The organism is Micromonospora humi (assembly GCF_900090105.1).
GTDB lineage: Bacteria > Actinomycetota > Actinomycetes > Mycobacteriales > Micromonosporaceae > Micromonospora > Micromonospora humi.
Genome location: NZ_FMDM01000001.1, coordinates 34,706 through 58,622 on the forward strand (window position 1 = coordinate 34,706; position 23,917 = coordinate 58,622).

Sequence of the window (23,917 nt, forward strand, 5' to 3'; positions counted from 1 at the left end):
CGTGAAGCTCGTCCGGGACACCTGGCTGATCTTCCAGCAGGAGGCCGGTCTGATGGTGCGCAACCCCGTGATGGTCGCGTTCAGCCTGGCCCAGCCGATCACCTACCTCATCCTCTTCGCCCCGTTCCTCAAGGTGGTGATGGTCGACCGGGGCGCCGCCACGTACGCCGACGCCTACCGCATCTACGTGCCCGGCCTGTTCGTGGCGATGGGTCTGTTCGGCGGACTCTTCGCGGGCTACGGGCTGCTCAGCGCGCTGCGCGCCGGCATCATCGACAGGTGCCGGGTGACCCCGGTCAGCCGCACCGCGCTGCTGCTCGGCCGGGCCCTGATGCACGTGTGCCTCAACGTGGTGCAGGCGGTCGTGGTCACGCTCGTGGCGCTGCCGTTCGGCCTGCGCGTGCACCTGGCCAACCTGCTCGTCTCGTACGCGCTGCTGGGCGTGATGGTGCTGCTCAGCACATCCATCTCGTACGACATCGCGTTGCTGGTGCGCAACGAGAACAGCCTCGGCGTGCTGGTGAACACCGTCGGCCAGCCGATCTCGCTGCTGGCCGGCGTGCTCATTCCGCTCGTGCTCGCGCCGATGTGGATCCAGCGGGTCGCGCTGTGGAACCCGTTCGCCTGGGCCACCGACGGGATGCGGGCGCTCTTCGCCGGGCAGGTCTTCCAGACCGTGGTCTGGCAGGGCGCGCTCATCATGATCGGGCTGGCCGCCGCCAGCCTCCTCTGGTCGTCGCACCTGTTCAACCGGGAGGTCTCCTGACCGTCCGTGCATCGACCATTGTCTCACCGTGGTGGGCGCTCTAGCCTGATCGTGTCCCGGCTACGTGAGGAGGCGACGCGTTGGGTGCCGACAACTTCCGGGCGACCCTGGCGGCGGATGCGGAACTGGGCGCGGGCAACGTGTTGCCGCGGCTGGCCGCGCACGGGGCCGACATGGACGTTCCCCGGGTGACGTTCGACGTCGACGTCGACGACATCCCCGCCTGGACCCCGCTGTCGCTGGCCACGCTGACCGAACGGGTGGCCGCCCGGGCTGCCTGGTTCGCGGCACGCGGCGTCGGCCGGCGCGACCCGGTGGCGGTCTACGTGACCTCCGCCCCGGACGTGTTCCTGAACTTCCTCGCCCTCACCCGGCTCGGCGCGATCCCGGCCCTGATGAACGGCAACATGCCGATCGAGCTGGCCGCCGAGTTCGTCCGGCGGCTGCGCGGCGTCGGTGTGGTGGTCGACGCCGACCACGCCGCGCTGCGCGAGCACGACCTCGGCGCGCCGGTCCTCGGCGACGCGGCCGAGACCGGCACCGGCGACCCCGCACTGGCGCCGCCGCACCACCGCCACCACCCCGAGGACCCGGTGGTCATCACCCACTCCTCGGGCACCACCCGGGTCCCGGCGGCGATCGTGCACTCGCACCACGGCCTCTTCGCCGCGATCCGCGCGGTCCGGCTCACCGAGTCCCGACCGTACGGGGAGGTGCGGGAGCTGTCCGCGCTGCCGGCCGCGCACGCCGCCGGCATCATCACCCTCAACCAGGCGCTCTGCAACGGCTACCAGCTGCTCTGCCTGTCGGCGCAGGGCGGCCCGTTCGCGCGCAGCGCCGAGACGATCCTCGACGCCATCGAACGGTGGCGCCCGACCGGGGTGTTCGGCTTCGCCGTCACCTGGTCCGAGCTGGCCCGTGTCGACCTGAGCAGGCGCGACCTGCGTTCGGTGCGCAACTGGTTCAACACCGGCGACTGCGCGCACGAGGCGCACGTACGCCGGCTGGTGGCCGTTGGCAGCCATCCCACCTGGACGCGCGACGGCCTGGTCGACGTGCCCGGCTCGAAGTTCGTCGACATGCTCGGCTCCACCGAGATGGGACACGGCGCGTTCCGGATCACCCACCGCCTCGGCAGCGACCGCTACGACCGGTGCGTCGGCAAGCCGTACCCGTTCGCCCGGATCGCCCTGCTCGACGTGACCACCGGCGAGGAGGTCCCCGACGGGCAGGTCGGGCACGTCGGGCTGAAGTCGCCGACGCTGGCGATCGGCTACTGGAACGACTCGGTCACCACCTGGCGCACCCGTCTCGACGGGTGGTACCTGACCGGCGACCTGATGTACCGCGACGCGGTCGGCGACTACCACCACGTCGACCGGGCCAGCGACGCGGTCGACCTGGGCGACGGCGCCTGGCTCTACACCGCGTTGTCCGAGGAACGCATCCTCACCCACTGCCCGGACGTGCGGGACTGCACGGTCGTCGCGGCCACCGCCGACGACGGCGCGCCCGTCACCGAGGTGCTGCTCCTGCTCGCCGACGACGCCGACGCCTCGCTGGACCGCACCGATCGGGTGCGGGCGGCGTTGGGCCCGGCCGTGGCGGCGACGCTGCGCCGGGTGGTGACCGTCCCGGACGACGGGGTGGTCATGGGCCCCACCGGCAAGGTCCGCAAGTTCCTGATGCGCCAGCGGCTGCTGGCCGGCACCGGAGCGCCCTGACCGGTCCGCCGATCCGGCGGCGTGCGCGACCGTGCCAGAATCGGCAGCCGTGTCCTACCTTCCCGCGCAGCCGTACCCGCCCATGCCCGGCGGTGTCACGCCGTTCGTCGCCTACCCCCATCCGATCGCGCCGCCGCCCGGCTGCGCGGTGCTCGTCGTGTCGGTGAACCGCGGGCCCTACCTGGTGCCGGTGCCGACCACCAGCCGCTTCAAGATCGACCGGCGACCGGTGCCGATCCCCGGCGAGGGCACCTGGCACATCGCGGTCCCCGCCGGTCCGCACGACGTCCGCTACACCGACTTCCTGGGCGTGCCGATCGTCACCACGTCGGTGGTGGCCCACCCGGGTGCCGCACACCACCTGTCGTTCCGCTTCGGCGGCTGGCGCAACCGGGTGCACGACGGTCACGGCACCGACGTGACCCGGTTCGGCCTGTGGTCCAACTACAGCATCATGCTCGTCGCGCTGGCCGTCATCGTGCCGCTCTGCTGCGGCGGGCTCGCGCTGGTCGGCGCGTTCTCCGCCGCCCCGTGACGCGGACCGCGCGAACCGGCGCTTCTCGCAGCACCGGTCACCGTGCGTGACCCCTCCGAAGAAACGACCACATCGGAGCGACATACCTCTGAGTCATGATTATGACTGACAGGTATGTCTCTCTCCACCAGTCCATGTCGTCGGCCGCGACACGCCCGAGACAGCGGACTCCAGGCCGGGGGTGGGTCGGGCCCGGGGGTCCGATCAGGCGGACCGCGATCACGGTTGAACCGTCGGCGGTCGTGGCCGTAGTGACCCGGACGGCAGGACGACGGTGGGCGGGGACAGGGAGGACGACGGGTGCGGATGCGGTGGGCCGTTCAGGCGGTGCTGGTGCTGGTCGGGATCTGGCTGGTGCCCGGCGTTCCGGTGCAGGCGGCGCCGGCCGAGACCGGCAGGTACTACGTGGTCGGTCCGCCGGTCGACGGGCAGCGCGAATACCTGTACGCCATCGCGCTGCGCACGCTCGGCAACGGCAACCGCTACCGGGAGATCGTCGAGCTGAACACCGGCCGGGCCCAGCCGGACGGTGAGACGTTCACCGACGGGCTGGCGCTGAACCCGGGCTGGGTGCTCGTGCTGCCCCGCGACGCCAGGGGCCAGGGGGTACGCGTCGGCCCGTTGCCACGGATCCGGGCCCGCTCCGCCCCGCCCGCGACCCGGACCCCGCCCACCCCCCGGTCCGTGCCGCCGTCCGCCCCGCCAGCCCCGCCACCCACCTCGGCCATGCCGCCCCGGACCTCGGCCGCGCCAACCCGGGTTCCGCCGTCGGGCGCGGCCCGGCCGCCGGCCACCACGGAGGTCGCCGCGCCCCGACGGCGGGAGCCCACCACCCCGGGCGGGATCGACCCGCTGGTGATCCGGGTCGGTGCGGGTGTCCTGTCGGTGCTGCTCGCGGTGGTGGCGATCGTGCTGCTGCGCCCGGGCCGCTCCGCCCGTGGCCCGGCCCTGGCCGGCGACGACGGGCCCTGGCCGCCCGAGCGACACCACACACCGGTCCCCGGTGACGCCGGCCGGCCCGAGCCGACCGGCACGCCGGGCGACGGCGCGCCGGCCCGCGCCCCGCAGGCGCCGGTACGCCGGGCGACGGACCGGCCCGCCGCGCCGACGTCGCCCCCGCCGGGTCCCGCGATCCTCACCGCCCCACCGTCCCCGACGGACCGACCGGCGGCTCCGGCCGGGGCGTCCGTGCCGGGCGCGGCGATGATCGCCGCACCGTCCGCCGTGGAGCCCACGGCCGGGGCCCCGGCCACCGTGCCGCCCGTCGAGCCCGGCCGACCCGCTCCGCGCGGCGACGAGCCCGGGTCCGACGCGTCCGGGCGCGATGAGCCCGGGCCCTCGGCCGCGACCGACGTCACCGCTGACCGGCCGGACGCCGGCGCCCCGGTCGACCTGCCCCGGCCGCCGCTGCCGGCAGCGGGCGAGCTGCCGTACCTCACCGCCGACCTGGACACCGACGTCGGCCCGGCCCGGGTCCGGCTGGTCGGGGTGGCGGCCGGGCGGGGCGCGCCGCCGTACGCCTGGTTGGGCCCGGGGGAGACGGCCCCGCCGGCGGTGCTCCCGCTGGTGCTGGGACGCCGCGGGCCGTGGCGCCTGCACGTGGATCTCGCCCGGGTGCCCGACGTGCTCACGCTCGTCGGCCCGGTGGCGGTGTGCCGCCGGGCCGCCGTGGCCCTCGCCGGCGGGCTCACCGCCGCAGGTGTCGGCGTCGCGGTGGTGGGCGACGCGCTGGGCGTGGCGCCGCCGGACGGCGCCCGCCGGCTGCCCGGCCTGCCCGAGCCGCCCGGCCCGGGCGACGACCTGCCGGCGCCCGGCGTGGTGTTCACCGCCGGACCGTCCCCGGCCGGTGCGCGAGGGCTCGCCACCGCCACCGGCGGGCGGTGCGTGCCGGTGGTGCTCGGCCCGGTGCCGGCCGGCCGCTGGTCGCTTCAGCTCGACGCGGACGCGCCGGAGGCCGGCGGGGACTGAGCGGCCCGCAGCACCACGGGCAGCGGCCCCGCCGCCACCCCGGGCACCGGCTCCCACCCGCCGTCGCGCACCCGGTGGACCCGCTCCACCTGGATCCGGTCGTAGGAGCGGCTGGTGAGGATCAGCTCGACGCCCGCCTCGCGCAGCCGCTGCGCGCGACCACGGACCAGCGGCAGTTCGCCGACCGCGTCGGCGGTGGCCTCGACGTCGACCGTGCGGCCGCGGGGCACCCGCAGCTCCACCAGCAGCCGGCCGGCGCGCGCCGCCGGCCGCCGCCGGGCCAACGGCAACCAGCCCGGGGCCAGGCCGCGGGACCGCTCCGGCAGCAGCGCGTACGCCCGCCGGGCGCCGTGCGCGGGCCACCGGCTCACGTCGTGCGGCAGCCCGCCGGTGGACACCCCCGCCGGCGCGGAGCGGATCCGCAGCGCCGCGCCGTCGAGCCCGTCGACCGGGCGCAGCCGGCCGTCGTCGGTGGCCCGGAACCCGTCCCGCACCCGGGCCCGGTCCAGCCGCCCCGCCGGCAGCAGATAGGTGTCCGGGGCGCCGAGCAGGTACTGCAGCCGGGCCGGGACGTGGGAGCGCAGCGCCTGCACCGGGATCGCCCCGCCGGGGGCGATCCGGACCCGCAGGAGATCGGCCCGGTGCGGCGCGGACCGCGGGTCGAGGTGGGCGACCAGGAACAGCTCGGGCGTGGGTACGCCCTCGGCGGCGGCCCGCTCCAGCTCGCCGTCGACCGGCACGAACGCCTCGAACTCGGTGACCGTGACCTGCTGGCCGGGGCGGAGCCAGGGCGGCCCGTACCGGGCGGCGCGGCGGTGCTCCATGGCGAGGGCGGGGCGGGGGGCGGGCGCCGGGACGGCAACCGCCGGCCCGTCCGGGGCTGCGTCGTCCGGCGCGGAGTCGCCCGTACCGGTGTCGTCCGGCGCGTCGGTTGCCACCACGATGCGCTGCCGCGACGAGCGGGGCACCAACAGGCCGTCGGGCGTCGCATCGACGGCCGGCGGGCCGTCGGCGTACCTCGGTCGGTGGGCCTGCCACGGCGCCACGCCGCCGGCCGCGTCGAGCGCGCGCAGGTGGCGGTGGTCGTCGACCAGCTCCGCCCGACCGCCCGGCGGTGGGGTCCAGATCGTGGCGCCGGTCGTCTCGGCCAACTCGGCGGCCTGCGCCCGCAGCTTCGCCTGCTCGTCCGGCTCGGACGGCCAGGTCAGCCACAGCCGCAGGTCGGCGCCGTAGAGCGGCAGCTCACCGAGGAGCGCGGCCAGGTGCCCGGCGTCGCGTACCTGCTGGGTGCCGCTGTAGTCGCCGATCAGGAAACCGCCGGCGCGAGCCGTGACCGACACCGTGACCAGTTCCGGTGCGGTGGCGCCGAGCCGGTGCGCGGTGGCCCGACGGGCCACGAAGTCCGCGCGGGTGGCCAACGCCACACCGGTCGCCAACGGCAGGTTGACCACGCCGGTACGGGGTCGGACCAGCCCGTCCTCCACCGCGAACCAGCCGGGCAGCGGCGTGGCCAGGCCCGGTGGCTGCAACACCAGCCAGTCCATCGGCTGGCGGGTGACCCGGTCCAGCGGCAACGCGTGCAGCGGCCCGTCGTCGGCGTCGGAGGTGCGGCCGGGCAGCACCTGCCGGATGTCCGCGCCGTCCGGGCTGACCAGCACGTCGTGCCCCAGCAACCCGGCGACCTCGGTGAACAGCTCGGCGTGGCGGGCGCCGTCGTCGGTGAGGATCCGCACGTCGTCGGCGGCGTCACCGGTGCGCCGCACCAGCTCGGCCACGGCGGGGGCGTCCAGCGGGCGCTCGGGCGCGCTGGGCAGCGCCGGCCGGCCCCGTGGCCCGCACACCAGCCAGAGATCCAGCAGGCCGGGCACCCGGCGGTGCCGGCGCGGGTCGAAGCGCCGGGTGCTGGGCACCCGGTCGATGCCCCGGCCGTCCACGGCCCGCGCCAGATCTGTCACCGCCGTCCCGCCTTCCACCGACGCCCCGCCGGCCGGAGCTGTCCGACATCGAGGGCCGGTACCCTCGGCGGTCTCCATGACGGACGCCATGGAAATCTGGTTCAGATTGATTTGAACGAAGTCGGCGCTGATCCGCAATAGACGGTGACGGCCGAACGGTCTGGGCCGCGGTGACGGAAGGGGACCCCGGTGCTGGCGAAGCACTCCATCCTTGCTCGACTGCTCGTGGTGGTGATGGTCGGCTGCGCGTTCCTGGCGGCGCCCCGGCCGGCCGCCGGGTCCGCGCCGGACACCGAGCCGTACGTGAAGTACTACGTCGTCACGGCGCGCTACCAGGGCCAGCCGGAGAACCTCACCGAGATCGCCCGGCGGTTCCTCGGCAGCGGCGAGCGGTCCGCCGAGATCTACCAGCTCAACACCGGTCGGGTCCAGCCCGACGGGCGACGCCTGACCGATCCGGCCGCGCTGCGGGCCGGGTGGTACGTGGTGCTGCCCTGGGACGCCGCCGGCCAGGGCGTCGAGTACGGACAGTTGCCGGCCGCCCGTCGCCCGTCGGCCCGCCCCACCCCGGCCGCCTCGCCGAGCCCGCGGGCGGACAGCAGTCCGACGCCCAGCGCCAGCGGCACCCCGGCCGGCTCGCCCACCGGCTCCACGCCGGCAACGAAGTGCACCGCCAAATCCGCGTCGAGTGGCCGGTCGGAGTGGGCGCAGCTGCGCATGGCGGCGGACAGCGCGTGGACCCTGACCCGGGGCAACGGGGTCAAGGTCGCCGTCGTGGACACCGGCGTCGACGCCGGACTCCAACAGCTCAGCGGCCGGGTCGCGGTGGGCGCGGACGTCACCGTCGGCAACGGGCGCGGCGACGAGGACTGCCTCGGTTCCGGTACGGCGATGGCGGGCATCATCGCCGCCGACGACAGCGTCGACGGCAGCCCGGTGGGGCTGGCCCCGGACGCGACGATCGTGCCGGTGCGGATGGTCCGCTCCTCGGGCGACGCCCGGCCGGCCGACGCCGCCACCGCCATCGAGGTGGCGGTCAGCACCGGCGCCCAGGTGGTGGCGCTCGGCTCCCGCGTCGACCTGGCCGACCCGGCGGTGGCCGCCGCGCTGGCCACCGCGCTCGAACACGACGTGCTGGTGGTGGCGGGCGCGCCGGTCAAGCCCACGACGCCGCCGTCGCCGCGGGAAGGCTCCGGCGGCGGGGCGCTGGTGCTCACCGGCGGTGTCGGGGCCGGCGGGCAGCTCGCCGAGAAGTACCTTGACGGTTCCGTCGAGGTGGTCGCGCCCGGCGTCGAGGTGGCGACGCTCGGCGTGGGCGGGGGCAAGGTGGTCGGCAACACCGGCACCGAACTCGCGGTGGCGTTCGTGGCCGGCGCGGCCGCGTTGGTCCGGGCCGTCGAGCCCGGCCTCACCGCCAGGCAGGTCGAGGAGCGCATCCGCGGCACCGCCGACCCGGTGGGCGGGCAGGTGGCCGAGGGCGACGCGCGCTACGGTGCCGGCATGATCAACCCGGCGGCCGCGGTCGCGCCGTCGGTGGAGGGCCCGGCCCCGGCCGCCGCGCAGGCGGGCCGCGGCGGGGGCACGCTCGTCGCCGTGCTGCTGGGGTTCGCGGTGCTGTTCGGCGTCGGCGGCTTCCTGGTCTACCGGCTACGTCGCCGCCGCTTCGCCGGCTGACCGCGGTGTAAGGAGGGGCCCCTTTTTAACAGACGTCTGTTAAAAAGGGGCCCCTCCTTACACCCACAGCTAGCGCAGCGACCAGGTCTGCTTCGGGTTGAACACGCACGTCCACGCATTCAGCGGGGCGTCCGCGCCGTGCCCGTCGACGTCCAGACAGCGGTCCGTCTCCCGGTTGAACAGCGACCGCCGACCGTCGCGTTCGATCCACTGCCACTTCTGCGCCGGGTTGCCGCTGCAGATCGCGGTCTGCACCGGCGCGCCGTCGCGCTTCTCGCCCCAGGCCACGTCCAGGCAGAGGCCGTTGACCCGGACGCTGCCGTCGGACGGGAACGTCCACCAGTGCAGCTTGTGCTCCTTGCACGGCCGCAGGACGACGCGTATGCCGTCGCCGGTGCCGCCGGTGGCGCAGAGCCCGGTCTCCTTGCCGACGAGCTGCTTGGCCCCGGACGGGCGCTTCGGCGTGGCCGGCTTCGCCGGCTCGGCCGGCGGCCGGGTCGAGGGCGACACGCTGGGCCGCGGCACGGGGGAACCGGCCGTCGGCGACGGTGACGGCGAGGGCGAGGGTGACGGCGACGCGGGGGACGGGCTCGGGCCGGCCGAGCGGACCCGCAGCCGGTCGTCGAGCGCGTAGAAGTCGGTGAACTCCCGCACCTGCCGCACGAACGCCTGCGTCGCGTCGTCCAGCTCGCCGCCGGTCTGCCGGAGGGCGGTGGGGCCGTTGCGGTAGGCGGCCAGCGCCAGCAGGCCCGGGTCGCCGTCGAGGCCGGCCAGGTCCCGCCGCAGCGCGCACAGCGCGGCGCCGACCGCCGGCACGGCGACCTGCGGATCCCACGGCGAGGCGGCCGCCGGCCCGTGCGCCCGCCACACCTCGGGCAGGAACTGGGCGATCCCGCGTCGGCCGTCGTCGCCGAGCAGGTTCGCGTCGAATCCGGACACGGCCATGAGCTGCGCGGCCACCGCCGCGGGCGGCACCTCCGGGCACACCGACCCGGCCCGCACCACCAGGCGTACGTAGCCCGCCGGCACCGCCTTGGGCTGTCGGCGCTCCGGCTCGGGGCCGGTCGCTCCGGAACCGCCGAACGCGGTCAGCTCGCCGTAGTACGCCGCGTAGCGGCTCACATCGTCGACGTACTCGACCGCCCCGGACGGCACACCCTTGGCGTCGCGCACCGGGTCGAGTCCGGTGTGGAACGCGGCCAGGGACAACCGCCACTGGTCACCGGGGATGCCGGCGAGGCGTAGCTGCCCGCTGAGGTCGCACATCTGGTGGGCCAGCGCGAGGATGTTCGCGGCGGCGTCGGTGCGGTCCGCGCCGGGCCACGGCGCCCAGGACTTCCACCGGTCGTCGTCGAGCCCGGCGAAGCCGCGACCGCCCGATGTGGTCTTCTTCACACGTCCGTCCAGGCCGGACTCGGTCATCAACTGGCCGGCCAGGCGGGCCGGGGTCAGCGTGGGGCAGGACCGGGCCGCCGCCCGGATCGCGGTCAGATGCTCGGCGGAGACGGTACGGCCGGTCAGCTTGTCGTCCCGGGCCGTGGCGATGCCCCAGCTCACGGAGGCGACCACCATGCACAGCACCGCGAGGCCGGCCGCGATGGCGGCGACGACACGACGCGGGATCCGGGCGAGCCGGGATCGGATGCCAGGAAGATCGGGTGTCACGGGGCTTCCCTTCCGGTGATGACGTCGCCAGGCGTGACGTATGCGCGACGTCCTCGGTTCACCCGACCGGAATCGGATCCGATTCCGGTCCGGCCGCCATTGAACCGACCGGCACACCGGGCCGTCAATGTGGCCGCCGCCGGACGGACCGCGCCGGGGCTGCCGGACCGCCGATCGGAGCGCTCGATGTCGACTCGCCACCACCCGCCGGTCGCGGGACCGACAAGCACCGCCGCCCGCCGGCCGCACCCGCGCCGGGCTGCGACGCGACGTACCGGGCGGGTCGGATGAGCGCCGGCACCCTGGTCGCGGTGCGCCGGTCGGCGGCACCGTCCGATCAGTACGGTTATCCTTTCCCCTCAGAGGGGCTCGACGCCGTGGCGTCGGGTCGACCGTGCGGGCGCGCCCCACACGTCAGGGGGAGGCGTTCTGTGTCGGCGGTGCCCAACGAGGCGGTGGATCCCGGAGCGCCGGGTGAGGCCGTCGGTCAGGGTTCCCCCGAGAGCCTGATGCGGTGGATCCACGAGACCTACCGGGAGCCGCTGCTGCGGTTCGTCACCCGGCTCGTGCTCGGCCGGCAGGAGCTGGCCGAGGACCTGGTGCAGGAGACCTTCCTGCGGGCCTGGCGCAACCTGGCGACGTTGGCCGAGGAGCCGCGCCGGATCGCGCCCTGGCTCTACACCGTCGCCCGGCACGTGGCCGTCGACGCCGGTCGGGCCCGGCAGGCCCGGCCGCCGGAGGTGGCGGTGCCCGACCTCAACCGGCTCACCACGGCCGAGGACGAGATGGAACGGGTGGTCAGCGCGCACACCGTCCGCCTCGCCCTGCGGCAGATCAAGCCGGAGCACCGGGCGGTCCTGATCGAGATGTACTACAAGGGCGCCTCGGTCGCGGAGGCCGCGGAGCGGCTGGGGATACCCGAGGGTACGGTAAAGTCACGGACGTACTACGCGGTGCGGGCGCTGCACGCGGCGATCGGCCCGATCGAGTCGGCCTGATGACGTGTCCCAGCGGCTCCCCGTCCGATTCCCCGGCACCGTCGTGGTGGCCCGGGTCGTCACGCCGGCGCACCCGTGGTCGGGTCGGGAGGGGGGCGTGATGCGTACCGGCGGTGAGAATTACACGTCCGAGCACGAGGCACTGGCGCTCTACCTGCTCGGCGCGCTCGACGACGCCGACCGCGTCGCCTTCGAGGCGCACCTCGCCGGCTGCGACGAGTGCCTCACCGCCGCCGCCGACCTGGGCGACGCGACCAGCGGGCTCGGCACCCTCGACGCGGGCGACTGGGCGGAGTTCGACCTCCCGCCGACCGCCGTCCTGCCACCGAGGTCCGCGCCGGAATCCGCTCCGCCCGCCGTCCCCGCGCTGGTCGAGCCGGTCGCCCCCGAACCCGTCACGCCGGTCGCCTCCGGGTCGGCTACGCCGACGGCCGCCGAGCCGGAGGCACCGGCCGTCGGTGCGTCGTCCGCCTCCGTACCCGGTTCGTCGCCGGACCCCGGGGATGCGTCCGCGCCGGACGGGGCGGCGGTGACCGCGGGCCGACGGCTGGTGCGCTCCGGCCGGGGACCCGGCGGCACGACCGCTCCGGCGTCGGCGCCCGGCGGCGTACGTCCCGGCGGTGGCCGGTCCCGGGCCCCGTCCCCACGTCGCCGGCTGCTGCTCTGGGCCGGGGCGGTGGTGCTGGCGGTGGCGGTGCTCACCGGCGGGATCGTGGCCGCGGTCGGCGGCGGTGGTGGCCGCGACGACCTGGTGCTGACCGCGACCGGGGAGGCGCCCGGCCAGGGCGTCGGTCTCTCCGTGTCGATCACCACCCACGAGGGGCAGGGCTCGACGATCCGGATCACCGCGACCGGGCTGCGTCCCGGCCTGCGCTACCGGCTCTTCGCGGTGACCCGCGACGGCGTCACCCATCCGGTGCGGGACTGGACCGCCTCGACCGGCCCGCAGGAGGTGACCGGGGAGTTGAGCCCGCCGGTCGACCAGCTCTCCTTCGTCGGGGTGGGGCTGCCCGACGGCACCTCCGTCGTCACCGCCCCGATCTCCCGCTGACCCGCGGGCCCCGTCACGCGGGACGGCGTCGACCGGACTTCTGGATCCGGCCCATTTTCCGGTGAACCGAAGGACCTCCCGTGCCGTCGTGTGGCCGTGCGTCAGCCGCACACGTCGGGGGACGCGGCGCGTCCCCGCCGGGCCGAGGGAGGGCTAGATGGCTGTGAGGACCGGATCGTCACGGGAGCGCGGAGAATGGGCGGGGGTGTTGACAGGGGGCCCCGCCACCTCCGAAAGCGTTAACAGGGGGCCCCTCCTTGCACTGCTCGCGGTGGTGTTGCTCGCGCTCGGGCTGGGCGTGGGCGTGCCGGGTGGTACGGCGACCGCCGCCGCCGGAGCGCGGTTGACGTTCGTCAACGGCACCGCGGAGACGCTGTGGATCGGCGCGGGGGAGAGCGGGGACGGCTCCCGGCCGATCACCGGCCTGCCCGTGCTGCGCCCCGGCGAACGGGGCACGATCGCCATCCCGGACGCGGGCGAGCCGGGTTACTGGCGCGGCCGGTTCTTCGCCCGCCAGCGCTGCGACGGCGACCCGAACGGCGGCTTCCGCTGCCTCGTCGGTGACTGCGGCGCGTACGCCGACCGGTGCGAGCGGGGCGCGGAACCGGTGAGCCTGGCCGAGTTCAACTTCGACAGTCGCGACCCGGCCGCGCCCTGGTACAACGTCAGCTACGTGGACGCCGTGTCCACCACGATCACCATCGACGCGCCCGGTGCGCCCCGGCCGGAGAAGGCGGGCAGCTGCGCACGGTGGGACTGCTCGGCCGGGCAGATGCTGGCCGCCTGCCCGGAGGCGCACGCCGTACGCGACCCGGCGAAGGGCGATCGGGTGAACTGCGTCAACCCGAGCCGGGACGCGGAGAGCGCCTACACCGCCGCGCTGCTGCCGTTCGGCCCGCGCGCCTACCTGTGGTCCACCCACGACCGGGTGGCCGGCAACGAGACGGTCTACAACTGCCCCGGCTGCGGCGAGGTCGTGGTGACGTTCCGTGGCGGTGGCGGTGGCGGCGGGGCGCCGGCCGCCCCGCCGGCCGAGCGCAAGGCGGTCAGTTCGACCGGCGGGTTCGCACTGCGCGGGTACGCGGACAAGTGCGTCGACGTGCCGAACGGCGAGTCGGCCGACGGGGTGCGGCTGCAACTCTGGCAGTGCAACGGCTCCCCGGCGCAGCGGTTCACCCGCGGCCCCGGCGACACGTTGAAGGTGCTGGACAAGTGCATGGACGTCGCGTGGGCGTCCCGGGACAACGCGGCCAAGGTGCAGCTCGCCTGGTGCACCGGCGGCCCGGCGCAGGTGTGGGTGACCGAGGGCGGGCTGGTGCGCAACCCGAACTCCGGCAAGTGCCTGGACGTGCGGGACTGGAACTCCGACGACGGCGCGCCGTTGCAGATCTGGGAGTGCGCGGCGAGCCAGAGCAACCAGAACTGGCGCGCGGCCCGCTGACCGCGGGACGACGGCGGGCCCGGGTGACGATCACCCGGGCCCGCCTTGTCGTGCGGTTTCGGTCAGCGACCGCGCGCCGGCGCCTGCTGCTGCGCCGCCCCCGCCGCCGGGGCGGGGTTCGACTGCCGGCGGTTCTGCCCGCTCTCCAGGTCGACGTTCTGCGACTGCTGCTGGATCGCGCTCCGCCGCTGGTCGACCGCCGCGTTGGTGACCGCGGACCCGGCCGCGACGAACGCGCCGGCGGCGCTGAGCTGCGGGACGTTCGCGGCCGTGCCGGCGATGCTCAGGCCCATGCCGCTGAGGTTTCCGGCATGGACGGCGGCCTTGGTCCAGTCGCCCTTCTGCGCGGCGTCGATGAACTCCACGCCGGACTTCAGGGCGGTGACGGCGGAGGCGCCGATCTGCGTGCCGCGCGCGGCCCACCCCTCGAGGAGGCCGGCCGTGGCGTTCAAGGCGTTGGCGGTGAACTCCGACCCGGGCGGCAGATAGGTGTTCATGTAGTTCTTGAAGTCGGTCAGGCCTTTGAAACCGGCGTTCTGGGCGCCCTTGCGTGCCTCACTCTCGGTCGGCCGGTTGGGGTTGCGCGGGTTCACCTGGCTGCCCCGCCGGGGTGCGACCGGCTCCGGCGTGCTCACCGCCCCCACGTCCAGGGCCGTCTGCACGAGCCGGTCCGGATCGGTGGCCACGAAGGTGGACCGGCGGCGGAGCCGGTCCACCTGGTGGCTGGCGGCCGCGGAGTTGCGGGCCGCGGCCGAGTTCTGTCGGCTGGACCGCGACGGGACCGGCGGGGACACCCGCCGTCCGTTGTTGAACGAGTCGGTGAACTGCGGCGGCGCGGTCGCGGTGGACGACGACGCGTACGCCGACTGGCTGTACTGGTTGACCGGCACGCTGTAGTGCCGCTCGGTGGGCTGGGTCGGCGGCGGCGCGGTGGAGAACGTCTGTGCGCGTCGCGTCGGGTCCAGCGGGTCCGGCTCGTAGCCGTACCTGGGGTCGGACATGGTCACTCCTTCGAGCGCTGTGCCTGGCTGGGTCGGCCGGCGGTCCGCCGCCGGCTCGGGGTGCCGCCTCCTTCCACGGTTCGCGATGCACCGACTACGAGCCGGTGCCGGGCGCGGTTCAGCGCCGGACCCGAGAAAAAACCTGGGATACCGGTCGAACCGAGCGGGCGGTCGCGTCGTAGTGCGGCCGTCGATCGCTCCGGCCGGGTTCCGCCGGGTGCGGTCGGCGCGCGACGGACGACCGGGAGGGGAGGCGGGGCGGGCGATGAGCCGACCGATGGTGCTGGGGCGACCGCGCGAGCGCGACGAGCGTCCGGTGCGGGGCCCCGACGCTCTCGTCGACGAGGGCATCGGCTGGATCGGCGCGCACGGCGGCGCCGGCGCCAGCACGCTGACCCGCCTGCTCGGCGGCGTGGACATCGGCTGCCGGTGGCCGGATCCGGCGATCGGCGAGCCGGCCCGGGTCGCGGTGGTGGGCCGGACCAACTCCGACGGCCTGCGGGCGGTCTCCCGGGCGCTGAACGCGATGCGGGAGGGCCGGCACCCGGCGGGGATGCGACTGGTGGGCGTGGTGCTGATCGCCGACGCCCCGGGCCGGCTGCCGGCGCCGCTGCTCGGCCGGATCCGGCTGCTGCGGGCGGTCGCCCCGGTGCACCGGGTGCCGTGGATCCCGTCGTACCGGATCGGGGTGGAACCGCAGCGGCCGCCGCGCCAACTGGCCCGGCTGGCGGCCCTGGCCGACGCCCGACCCGGGCGGGGGTCGCGGTGAGCCGGCCGGTCCGCTCCGGCGCGACGATCGTCGTTCTGGTCCTGGCGCTGCTCGCGCTCGCGCCGCCGGGCGCGGCGGTCGCCGCGGGCAGCTACACGGTGACGGTGGACGGCGGCGGCGCCGGGTTCCTCTACAAGATCTGCCTGAAGACCACCACCACGGTGAACACCTACCCGGCCGGTGGCGGCGACCGGGTCTGCTCCGGCAAGAAGGGCTCGACGGACGGGTCGTTCGACCTGACCGCCGAGTACACCGACGGCGACACGGTCTGGATGGACGTCGAGATGCTGGTCGACCTGAGCGGCCACTCGCGGACCAAGGACGACGTGGACATCACCGGGTCGCACTCGTGCACCCTCAAGGGCGCCCTGTACGCGGGCAAGTTCAAGTGCGAGAACGCGATCAACAAGAAGAGCTTCGAAGCGCCGTCGATCGAGCCGTACCAGGTGGCCGTGGACGACCCGAACGCCCCGGTGGTGCAGCTGCTCACGCTGATGGCGTGGTGCGTGAGCGCCGCCGCCGTGGTCGGCCTGCTGCTGACCGGCATGACGCTGGCGTCGCAGTTGCGGCGCGGCGCGCTGGAGGAGCGCACCGAGTACACCAAGCAGATCGCGTTCGTGATGGCGGCGTGCCTGCTCGCGACCACCGCCGGGCCGATCGTGCAGGCCCTCGGATTCAGCCAGTGACCACCCCACCGACCCCCCTTTTCTGCATCGAAGGAGCATCCATGGTTCTCTCCGACCTCTACTACAGCGGTCTGGTGCGGATCCCGTTCGGCATCCGACTCGCGCCCCACCTGGGACCGTCCGGCGGCGGCGAGGTGCCGAAGCCGAGCACCGGCGATGACGCGGTGCCCACCGAACTCGCCACGAAGGTCGAGCAGGCGCTCGGCCTGGTCGCCTGGGCGGGCACCGCGGCGGGCGTGCTCGGCGTCCTGATCACCGGTGCGGTGATGGCCATCTCGCACAAGCGCGGGGAGAGCTCCGAGCACATGAGCCGGCTCGGCATGGTGCTGGGCGGCTGCATCCTGGTCGCCACCGCCGGCCCGATCGTGACCTGGGTCTTCGGCACCGGCGGCGGCGAGGGCGAGGGGAACTGACACATGCGTGCGCGACACGTACCCGAGCCGGCGGAGGACGGGCCGTTCTGGCGGCACCGCCGGTGGCAGGTGTCGGCGGGGTTCCTGGTGCTGGCGCTCTGCGCCGGCATCGGCGCGGCGCTCTACGGGGGCGGGGACGTCGGGTCCCGGGCCGCGCCGCCGGCCGGCCCGACGATCGGTGGGCTGGCGCCGGACGGGTCGCGGCCGCAGGGCTGCCGCACGGTGGACACCGCGCAGCCGATCCCGACCGCGGCGCCGGACGACGTCACCTGGCGGCCGGTGAACGGCGCGCAGACGCCCTTCTCCGCCTCGGCCGGGCCGCTGCGGAGCACCGGGCCGCTGCGCTGGTGTTTCGCGCACACCCCGATGGGCGCGGTGCTGGCGGTGCACACCATCTCGCGGCAGATGAGCGGCCCGGACTGGCGGGTGGTCAGCGGGCAGCAGCTCGTGCCCGGCCTGGGGCGGGACTACTTCGACGCGATGCGCGAGTCGCTGCCGGAGGACGGCCCGCCGCAGACCGCCAACCGGCTCGCCGGGTTCCTGGTGGTGCGCTACACGCCCCGCACGGCGGTGGTGCGGGTGCTGGTGCGGCAGGCGACCGCGCGGTACTTCTCGGTGGACTACACGGCGGACTGGAACGGCGTGGACTGGCGGCTGCGCCCGTTGAACTCCGGCGGCCTGTACGGCCCGGTCACCCCGGTCCTGTCGCTGGCCGGCTTCGTGCTGTGGAACGAGGCCGGGCATGGCTGAGTGCGCGACCGGCGACGCCGTCTACATCGGCGAGATCGGGCAGGTCGTCGGCTTCTTCGAGCGGGGCATCGACGGCATCCTCAGCGACATCGCCGGCGCGATCATGGGCGCGGCGGTGGAGCTGTTCGCCAACCTCGGCGACGTGCCGACGCTGGGCGACGAGACGATCAACGACCAGATCCACCTGCAGACCGACTGGCTCGTGGTGACCATCGCGGTGGCGTCGCTGCTGGCCGCCGCGTTCCGGATGGCGTTGCTGCGCCGGGGGCAGGCGCTGTGGACGGCGCTGCTGGGCCTGGTCCGCATGGTGCTGACCGTGGGCGCGGCCTGGACCGTGCTCAACCTGCTCGCCACCGAGGCCGACCGGTACAGCGACCACCTCTACGACCAGGGCATCAAGGCGCAGCTCAAGCTGATCGCGAACTGCGGGACCGACGGCCTGACCGCGTTCCTGCTGATCATCATCGGTCTGCTCCTGCTCATTGCCGGCTGCGTCCACGTGATCCTGATGTATGTGCGGCTCGGCGCGATGGTGCTGCTCACCGGCACCCTGCCGCTGGCCGCCGCGGCGTCGATGACCGAGTCGGGCGGCGGGTGGTGGCGCAAGCACATCGCCTGGATGGTGGCCTGGCTGGCGTTCAAGCCGGTGGTCGGTCTGATCATGTATTCCGGGGCGGCGATGATCGGCTCGGTCGACGGCGACGCCAAGCACTACAAGCTGGCCGGCGCCGCCATCCTGCTGATGGCCGCCGTCGCGCTGCCCGCGCTGATGCGGCTGGTCGTACCCGCGATGGCGGCGCTCGGCTCGTCCGACGGGGTGGGCGCGGGCGTGGCTGCCGGCGCGGCCGCGGCGGGCGCGGTGGCCAGCGGGGCCAAGCGGATCGCCGGCGGCGGTCACGGCGGGGGCGGGGGCGGTGGTGCGGCCCGGTCGTCGGGCGGCGGCGGCTCACCCTCCGGCGCGGTGGCCAAGGGTGGCGGCGCCTCGAAGACGGACGGCGCCTCGAAGGCCGACGGCGCAACCACGGCGGACGGTGCGACGCAGACCGAGGGCGGTGCCACCGCCGACGGCGCGTCCGACACCGCGTCGACGTCCGACACCGCGTCCACGTCCGGCGGCGGCGGGCAGAAGGCGTCGGGCGGCACACCGGCGTCGGGCGGCACACCGGCGTCCGGCGGCGAGCCGGCGTCGGGGAGCACGCCCGCGCCCCCGAGCGAGCCCGCGCCCGCCGGCACCGCTTCCGGCAGCACCCCCGCACCGGCGAGTGAGCCGGCACCGGCGAGCAGCGCACCGTCCGGCGGCGACCCGGCAGGCGGCGGATCGGGCGGTGGCGGCGGGCGCCGCGCCGTGTCGACGGCCGGGCGGGTGGTCAGCGGCGCGGTCGGGGCCGCCGCCTGGACCGTGCAGAAGAGCGCCGGTGCCGTCGCCGGCACCCACCGGCACGCCGCCGGCATCGCCCGCGGCGCGCTGCCGGACCCCGACCGCGACTAGGCCCGGCCCAGGAGGACGACCATGAGCACCGCAATCGACCAGATCAAGACACCCACGTACGGCAACTGGCGCCGCCCCCGCAAGGCCGGCCTGGGCTCGTTGGGCCTGATCGGCACCTTCGGCCTCTTCGGCGGCCTGGTGGTGGTCCTGCTCGCGTCCATGATCTCGCTGGACGCGGCAGTGGTGGTGGGGCTGCCGTTCGCGCTGACGCTGGCGCCGCTGGCGATCCGCACCCAGGACGGCCGCAACGTCTTCCAGATGGCCGGCGTCCGGGTCGGCTGGCTGCGCCGCAGGTCGAAGCGGCAGCACCTCTACGTGTCCGGGCCGCTGTCGTCCCGGCCCGGCGGCCGGTTCCGCCCACCCGGCCTGCTGAGCCGGGTGACCATGCTGGAGGGACGCGATCCGTACGACCGGCCGTTCGGGGTGCTGCACCACCGCAACCGGCACCAGTACACGATCGTGCTGAGCTGCGAGCCCGACGGCGGGTCGCTCGTCGACCCGGACCAGGTGGACACCTGGGTGGCGCTGTGGGGGGAGTGGCTGTCCCGGCTGGCCCACGAGCCGGGGTTGCGCGGCGCGTCGGTGGTGGTGGAGACCGCGCCGGACCCGGGCACCCGGCTCGCCACCGAGGTGCTGGGCCGGCTCTCCCCGGACGCCCCGCCCGCCGCGCGGGCGGTGATGGAGGAGGTGGTGCGCTCCTATCCGGACGCGTCGTCGGAGATGAACACCTACCTGACGCTCACCTACTCGGCGCCGGGTGGGGCCCGGCGTGACGACGACACCATGCTGGCCGACCTGGCGCTGCGGTTGCAGGGGATCCTGAACGGGCTGGTGGCCGCCGGCGGCGGGTCGGCGGAGCCGCTGTCCGCGGAGCGGATCGCCGAGGTCGTCCGGGTCGCGTACGACCCGGCCGCCGCGGCCGAGGTGCTCGACGTACGCGCCCGGCACGGCGCGACCGGGCTGGAGTGGGAGGACGCCGGCCCGGCCGCGGCGGTCGAGTCGGTCACCTCCTACCAGCACGACTCCGGGGTGTCCCGGAGTTGGCTGCTGACCATGGCGCCGCGCGGCGTGGTGCGTTCGGGCATCCTGCGCAGCATCCTCGACCCGACCGCCGGCGTCCGCCGCAAGCGGGTGGCGCTCGTCTACCGCCCGATCGACCCGGCGACCTCCGCCCGGATCGTCGAGTCGGACCGCCGGTCCGCCCAGTTCATGGCGAACTCGACGAAGGGCCTGGTCCGGGCGCGTGCGGTGGCGGAGATCCAGGCGGCCGAGCAGACCGCGGCGGAGGAGGCCTCCGGCGCCGGTCTGGTGGAGTTCTCGATGCTCGTGACGCTGACCGTCGACTCGGCCGCCGAGGTACGCGACGCGAACGTGACGATGCGCAACCTGCTCGGCGCCACCCGGATCGCGATGCGACCGGCGGACCGGATGCAGGCGGCGGCGTTCACCTGCGCCCTGCCGGTCGGCATCCTGCCCTGGGAGCAGTCGATCGTCCCGCAGGACCTCCAGGAGGCGCTGTGACGGCCGGGGCGGGCGCGGAGGACGCCCGGGTGCCGCACTTCGCCGCGGGCTGGCCCCGCCGCACGTCCGGGCCGACCACCGCGATGTCCGGCCTGGTCGTGCCGGACCTCGACGCGCAGGAGCGGGAGCCCGACGAGACCGACGGGCAGACCCCCCGGGCGCTGCGGCGGGCCCGGCGGCGACGGGCCGCCGAGGAGGCGGCCGAGCGGCGGTACCGGCAGCGGCTGGCCCGGCAGGACGACGCCGACGGGGTGCCGCACCGCGGCGCGCCCGCCGTGGGCGGCGGTCGGGTGGCCACGCTGGACCCACCGACGATGTGGCGGGCCACCACCGTGCAGGCGTGCGGCCTCTGGCCGTTCGCCTCCGGTTCCGGCGCCCCGATGACCGGTGTCCCGCTGGGCCAGCACATCAGCACCGGCGCGACGGTCTGCGGCGACCCGCTCAACTGGTTCACCCGGGCGCGCTACATCTCCAACCCGTCGCTGTTCATGCTCGGCATGCCGGGTCTCGGCAAGTCCACGCTGATCAACCGGATGCTGATCGGCCTGGCCGGGCAGGGCGTCGTCCCGCTGGTGCTCGGTGACCTGAAGCCGGACTACGCGGACACCGTCCGCGCGCTCGGCGGGCAGGTCATCTCCATCGCCCGGGGCGTCGGCGGCCTCAACGTGCTGGATCCGGGCGCGATGGGCGCGGCGGCCGCGCGCATCGGTGGGCAGGCCGGCGAGGCGCTGGCCGCCGAGTCCCACGGCCGGGTGCTGAACATGGTCGCCGCGTTGCTGACCATCGTGCGCGGCGCGCCGATCAGCGACCACGAGCAGTCGGTGCTCTCGGCCTGCCTGCGGCACCTGCGCGAGCGCACCACGCCGGGCCGGACGTACCGGCTGCCGGACCTGCTCGCGGTGCTGGAGGAGGGGCCGCCGCAGGTCCGGCAGGTCACCCTGGACCGGGGTCAGGAGTCCCGGTACCGGGACGCCGTCGACCCGCTGCACCGGTCGCTGCTGGGCATCGTGGACGGCCCGCTGGGCGACACGTTCGCCTCGGAGACCGCCACCCGGATCGACCCGGACGCCACCGCGGTCTGCATCGACATCTCCCGCATCGGGGAGGCGGACGGCCAGTTGACCGCCGCCGCGATGCTCGCCGCCTGGTCCGACGGCCTGGGTACGGTGTCCGCCTCGCACGCCCTCGCCGACGCCGGGCTGGCGCCGCGCCGCTGGTTCTTCACCGTGCTGGACGAGCTGTGGCGCCCGCTGCGGGCGGCGTCCGGCATCGTCGACCGGATCGACGCGCTGACCCGGCTGAACCGTTCGCTCGGCCTGGCCGACGCGAAGATCACCCACACCCTGAAGGACGCCGAGGCGCTGGGGAGCGAGGCGGACAAGGCCAAGGCGCGCGGCTTCGTCGAGCGCGCCGGCATGGTCGCCTGCGCCGGCCTGCCGAGGGCGGAGATGGAGGAGTTGGCCCGCGTGGTGGGCCTGTCCCGGCGGGAGATCGACCTGGTGTCGTCCTGGTCGTCGCCGGCCGGCTGGGCCCAGGACGGCGGCAACGAGGAGCCGCCCGGCCGGGGCCGGTTCCTGATCAAGGTGGGTGGGCGGCCCGGTATCCCGATCCGGGTCGCGATCACCGACGCCGAGCGGCACCTGCACGACACGAACACGCGGTGGATCGCCAACGGCGACGCCGAGCGGATGCTCGCCGAACGGGCCGCGGTGGTGCGTGCCGTCACGGCCGGCGACCGGCCCGGCGGGGCGGCCCGGTGAGGCGCGGCGCGGGCGGCGACCTGCTGCCCTGGCTCATCCCCGGGCTGGCGTTGGTCAACCTCGCCGCCTTCGTGCTGCTGTGGCTCGGCGGCACGCTCGCCGCCGCGCTCGGCGGCTACGGCTGGCGGCCACCGCCGTTCCGCCTGGACGTCTACCTGAGCCTGCTCGGCGGCGGCGCCGCAGCGGTGTGGCCGGGCGTGCCCCCGGCCCTGGTGTACGCGGGCGCGATCGCGCTGCTGCCGCTGCTCGCCGCGCCGGTGGTCGCCGGGACCCGGGCGGTGGTCCGCCGGCTGGGCGCCCCGTCGTCGAACCTGGCCGGCCCCGCCGATCTGCGGGGGATGACCGGCAAGGCGGCCGAGGCCCGGGCCCGGGAGCTGCGCCCCTCGTTGCGGGACGTGCCCCGGCTGCGCCCGGACGACACCGGCAACCTGCTCGGCGACCTGCTGCCGTCGGGCCCGGAGCTGCGGTCCTCGTACGAGGACGTGGAACTGGACCTGATGGCCCCGCGCGCCGGCAAGTCCACCGGCATCGCCGTGCCCCGGGTGCTGCGGGCGCCCGGCGCGGTGCTGCTGACCTCCAACAAGTCCGACGTCTACCTGGTCACCCGGCAGGAGCGGGCGCGGGTGGGCCGGGTGTGGACGTTCGACCCGCAGGGCATCGTCTACTCCGAGCGCGACATGTGGTGGGACATGCTCGGCGGGTGCCGCACGCTGGAGGGCGCGCGGCGGCTCGCCGGGCACTTCGTCAGCTCGGTCAACGACGACGCGTCCAAGAAGGACTTCTGGATCGCCGCCGCGCAGAACACCCTGACCGCGTTGTTCCTGGCCGCCGCGCACGGTGGCGCGACGGTCGGCGAGATGCTGGGCTGGCTCGCCGACCCGGGCGACCGTACCCCGATCGACCTGCTCCGCGACGCCGGCCTGGACGCGATGGCCGACCAGCTCCAGGGCACCGTACGCGGGGCGGTGCAGACCCGCGACGGCATCTACGAGACGTCCCGGCAGTGCGTCGCCTGCCTGCTCGACCCGGAGATCCTGGCCTGGGTGAGCCCGGACCCGGACCGCCCGGAGTTCGTGCCGGAGGAGCACGTGCTCGGCCGGGACACGCTCTACCTGCTGTCCAAGGACGGCGGCGGGTCGGCCGCCGGGGTGATCGCCGGGCTGGCGGACGCCGTGGTGCGGGCCGGCGTGGTGGCCGCCGAGCGGATGGGCGGCCGGCTGGACCCGCCGATGACCGCCGTGCTGGACGAGGCGGCGAACGTGTGCCGCATCGCCGACCTGCCCGACCTCTACAGCCACCTCGGCTCGCGCGGCATCAGCGTGGTGACGCTGCTGCAGAGCTATCGGCAGGGGGTGCGGGTCTGGGGCGACGCCGGGATGGACGCGTTGTGGAGCGCGGCCACGGTCAAGCTGCTGGGCGCCGGGCTGGACGACGCCGACTTCGTGGACAAGGTGGCCCGCCTGGTGGGGCAGCACGACGTGCGTACCCCGACCTACTCCCGGTCCCGCGACGGCTCCTCCCGGTCGGTGTCCTACCGGCAGGAGCAGGCGCTGCCGGCGGACCGGATCCGGGCGTTGCCCAAGGGGACGGCGCTGTTGCTGGCGACCGGCGTACGGCCGGCGGTGATCCGGCTGCGGCCCTGGTTCAAGGAGCCGGACGCGGCGCCGATCGCGGCGGCGGCGAAGGACGAGGCGCGGGCCGTGACCGAACGCGCGGCGGCGGCCTGGCGCCAGCGGGCCGGGTGAGCGCCG

The 23,917-nt window shown here is 75.3% G+C and carries 19 protein-coding genes; 16 read left to right on the plus strand and 3 right to left on the minus strand.

The features are described from left to right. Window position 1 precedes the first annotated feature (1 nt). The 4 genes from GA0070213_RS00185 to GA0070213_RS31355 all read left to right on the plus strand — a co-directional run bounded on the left by GA0070213_RS00185 (window position 2) and on the right by GA0070213_RS31355 (window position 4,993). The gene (locus tag GA0070213_RS00185) at window positions 2–766 is read left to right on the plus strand and encodes an ABC transporter permease (protein WP_091055277.1); all 765 of its coding nucleotides are present in this window, start codon (window positions 2–4) and stop codon (window positions 764–766) included. 80 nt (window positions 767–846) lie between these two features. Next, the gene (locus GA0070213_RS00190; protein ID WP_091055279.1) at window positions 847–2,490 is read left to right on the plus strand and encodes a class I adenylate-forming enzyme family protein; all 1,644 of its coding nucleotides are present in this window, start codon (window positions 847–849) and stop codon (window positions 2,488–2,490) included. 49 nt (window positions 2,491–2,539) lie between these two features. Beyond that, the gene (locus GA0070213_RS00195) at window positions 2,540–3,025 is read left to right on the plus strand and encodes a hypothetical protein (RefSeq protein WP_091055282.1); all 486 of its coding nucleotides are present in this window, start codon (window positions 2,540–2,542) and stop codon (window positions 3,023–3,025) included. Between the two features lie 306 nt (window positions 3,026–3,331). Next, a complete protein-coding gene (locus GA0070213_RS31355) occupies window positions 3,332–4,993 on the plus strand; it encodes a hypothetical protein (RefSeq protein WP_091055285.1) in 1,662 nt (553 codons plus the stop codon). On the opposite strand, the gene GA0070213_RS00205 is transcribed toward GA0070213_RS31355, so the two are convergent. Continuing rightward, entirely contained in the window at window positions 4,954–6,948 is a 1,995-nt protein-coding gene (locus GA0070213_RS00205; RefSeq protein WP_091056554.1) for a hypothetical protein, read from the minus strand. The genes GA0070213_RS31355 and GA0070213_RS00205 overlap by 40 nt on opposite strands. 189 nt (window positions 6,949–7,137) lie before the next feature. On the opposite strand from GA0070213_RS00205, the gene GA0070213_RS00210 reads away from it, so the two are divergent. Next, the gene (locus tag GA0070213_RS00210) at window positions 7,138–8,622 is read left to right on the plus strand and encodes a S8 family serine peptidase (RefSeq protein ID WP_091055287.1); all 1,485 of its coding nucleotides are present in this window, start codon (window positions 7,138–7,140) and stop codon (window positions 8,620–8,622) included. 69 nt (window positions 8,623–8,691) lie between these two features. Here GA0070213_RS00210 and GA0070213_RS00215 read toward each other — a convergent pair whose 3' ends face one another. Then, complete coding sequence (locus tag GA0070213_RS00215; protein ID WP_091055290.1) at window positions 8,692–10,287, minus strand: ricin-type beta-trefoil lectin domain protein; 1,596 nt, start codon at window positions 10,285–10,287, stop codon at window positions 8,692–8,694. 431 nt (window positions 10,288–10,718) lie between these two features. On the opposite strand from GA0070213_RS00215, the gene GA0070213_RS00220 reads away from it, so the two are divergent. The 3 genes from GA0070213_RS00220 to GA0070213_RS00230 all read left to right on the plus strand — a co-directional run bounded on the left by GA0070213_RS00220 (window position 10,719) and on the right by GA0070213_RS00230 (window position 13,777). Next, complete coding sequence (locus GA0070213_RS00220; protein WP_245716185.1) at window positions 10,719–11,285, plus strand: sigma-70 family RNA polymerase sigma factor; 567 nt, start codon at window positions 10,719–10,721, stop codon at window positions 11,283–11,285. 4 nt (window positions 11,286–11,289) lie between these two features. Then, window positions 11,290–12,336: a zf-HC2 domain-containing protein gene (locus GA0070213_RS32440; protein ID WP_217628564.1), complete on the plus strand. Its 1,047-nt coding sequence runs from the start codon at window positions 11,290–11,292 to the stop codon at window positions 12,334–12,336. A 271-nt stretch (window positions 12,337–12,607) separates the two neighbouring features. Beyond that, entirely contained in the window at window positions 12,608–13,777 is a 1,170-nt protein-coding gene (locus tag GA0070213_RS00230) for a ricin-type beta-trefoil lectin domain protein (RefSeq protein WP_091055293.1), read from the plus strand. 62 nt (window positions 13,778–13,839) lie between these two features. Here GA0070213_RS00230 and GA0070213_RS00235 read toward each other — a convergent pair whose 3' ends face one another. After that, entirely contained in the window at window positions 13,840–14,778 is a 939-nt protein-coding gene (locus GA0070213_RS00235) for a hypothetical protein (protein ID WP_091055295.1), read from the minus strand. A 265-nt stretch (window positions 14,779–15,043) separates the two neighbouring features. Between GA0070213_RS00235 and GA0070213_RS00240 the strand changes: the two genes are divergently transcribed. Genes GA0070213_RS00240 through GA0070213_RS00275 form a run of 8 tightly spaced genes read left to right on the plus strand, consistent with a single transcriptional unit; the run spans window position 15,044 to window position 23,911 of the window. Next, on the plus strand, window positions 15,044–15,547 hold the full coding sequence (locus GA0070213_RS00240; protein ID WP_245716187.1) for a hypothetical protein: 504 nt from the start codon (window positions 15,044–15,046) through the stop codon (window positions 15,545–15,547). Continuing rightward, window positions 15,544–16,233 (plus strand): hypothetical protein, encoded by a 690-nt coding sequence (locus tag GA0070213_RS00245; RefSeq protein WP_091055297.1) that lies wholly within the window; start codon window positions 15,544–15,546, stop codon window positions 16,231–16,233. The genes GA0070213_RS00240 and GA0070213_RS00245 overlap by 4 nt, the downstream gene beginning before the upstream one ends. A gap of 41 nt (window positions 16,234–16,274) precedes the next feature. Continuing rightward, the gene (locus tag GA0070213_RS00250; protein ID WP_217628565.1) at window positions 16,275–16,646 is read left to right on the plus strand and encodes a hypothetical protein; all 372 of its coding nucleotides are present in this window, start codon (window positions 16,275–16,277) and stop codon (window positions 16,644–16,646) included. A 3-nt stretch (window positions 16,647–16,649) separates the two neighbouring features. Next, entirely contained in the window at window positions 16,650–17,396 is a 747-nt protein-coding gene (locus GA0070213_RS00255) for a DUF8175 domain-containg protein (protein ID WP_091055299.1), read from the plus strand. Next, complete coding sequence (locus GA0070213_RS00260) at window positions 17,389–18,885, plus strand: hypothetical protein (RefSeq protein ID WP_091055302.1); 1,497 nt, start codon at window positions 17,389–17,391, stop codon at window positions 18,883–18,885. The genes GA0070213_RS00255 and GA0070213_RS00260 overlap by 8 nt, the downstream gene beginning before the upstream one ends. A 21-nt stretch (window positions 18,886–18,906) precedes the next feature. Beyond that, window positions 18,907–20,406 (plus strand): SCO6880 family protein, encoded by a 1,500-nt coding sequence (locus GA0070213_RS00265; RefSeq protein WP_091055305.1) that lies wholly within the window; start codon window positions 18,907–18,909, stop codon window positions 20,404–20,406. Next, a complete protein-coding gene (locus GA0070213_RS00270; protein WP_091055308.1) occupies window positions 20,403–22,166 on the plus strand; it encodes an ATP/GTP-binding protein in 1,764 nt (587 codons plus the stop codon). Before GA0070213_RS00265 ends, GA0070213_RS00270 begins: the two co-directional genes overlap by 4 nt. Continuing rightward, on the plus strand, window positions 22,163–23,911 hold the full coding sequence (locus tag GA0070213_RS00275) for a type IV secretory system conjugative DNA transfer family protein (RefSeq protein ID WP_091055313.1): 1,749 nt from the start codon (window positions 22,163–22,165) through the stop codon (window positions 23,909–23,911). The genes GA0070213_RS00270 and GA0070213_RS00275 overlap by 4 nt, the downstream gene beginning before the upstream one ends. Window positions 23,912–23,917: the final 6 nt, after the last annotated feature.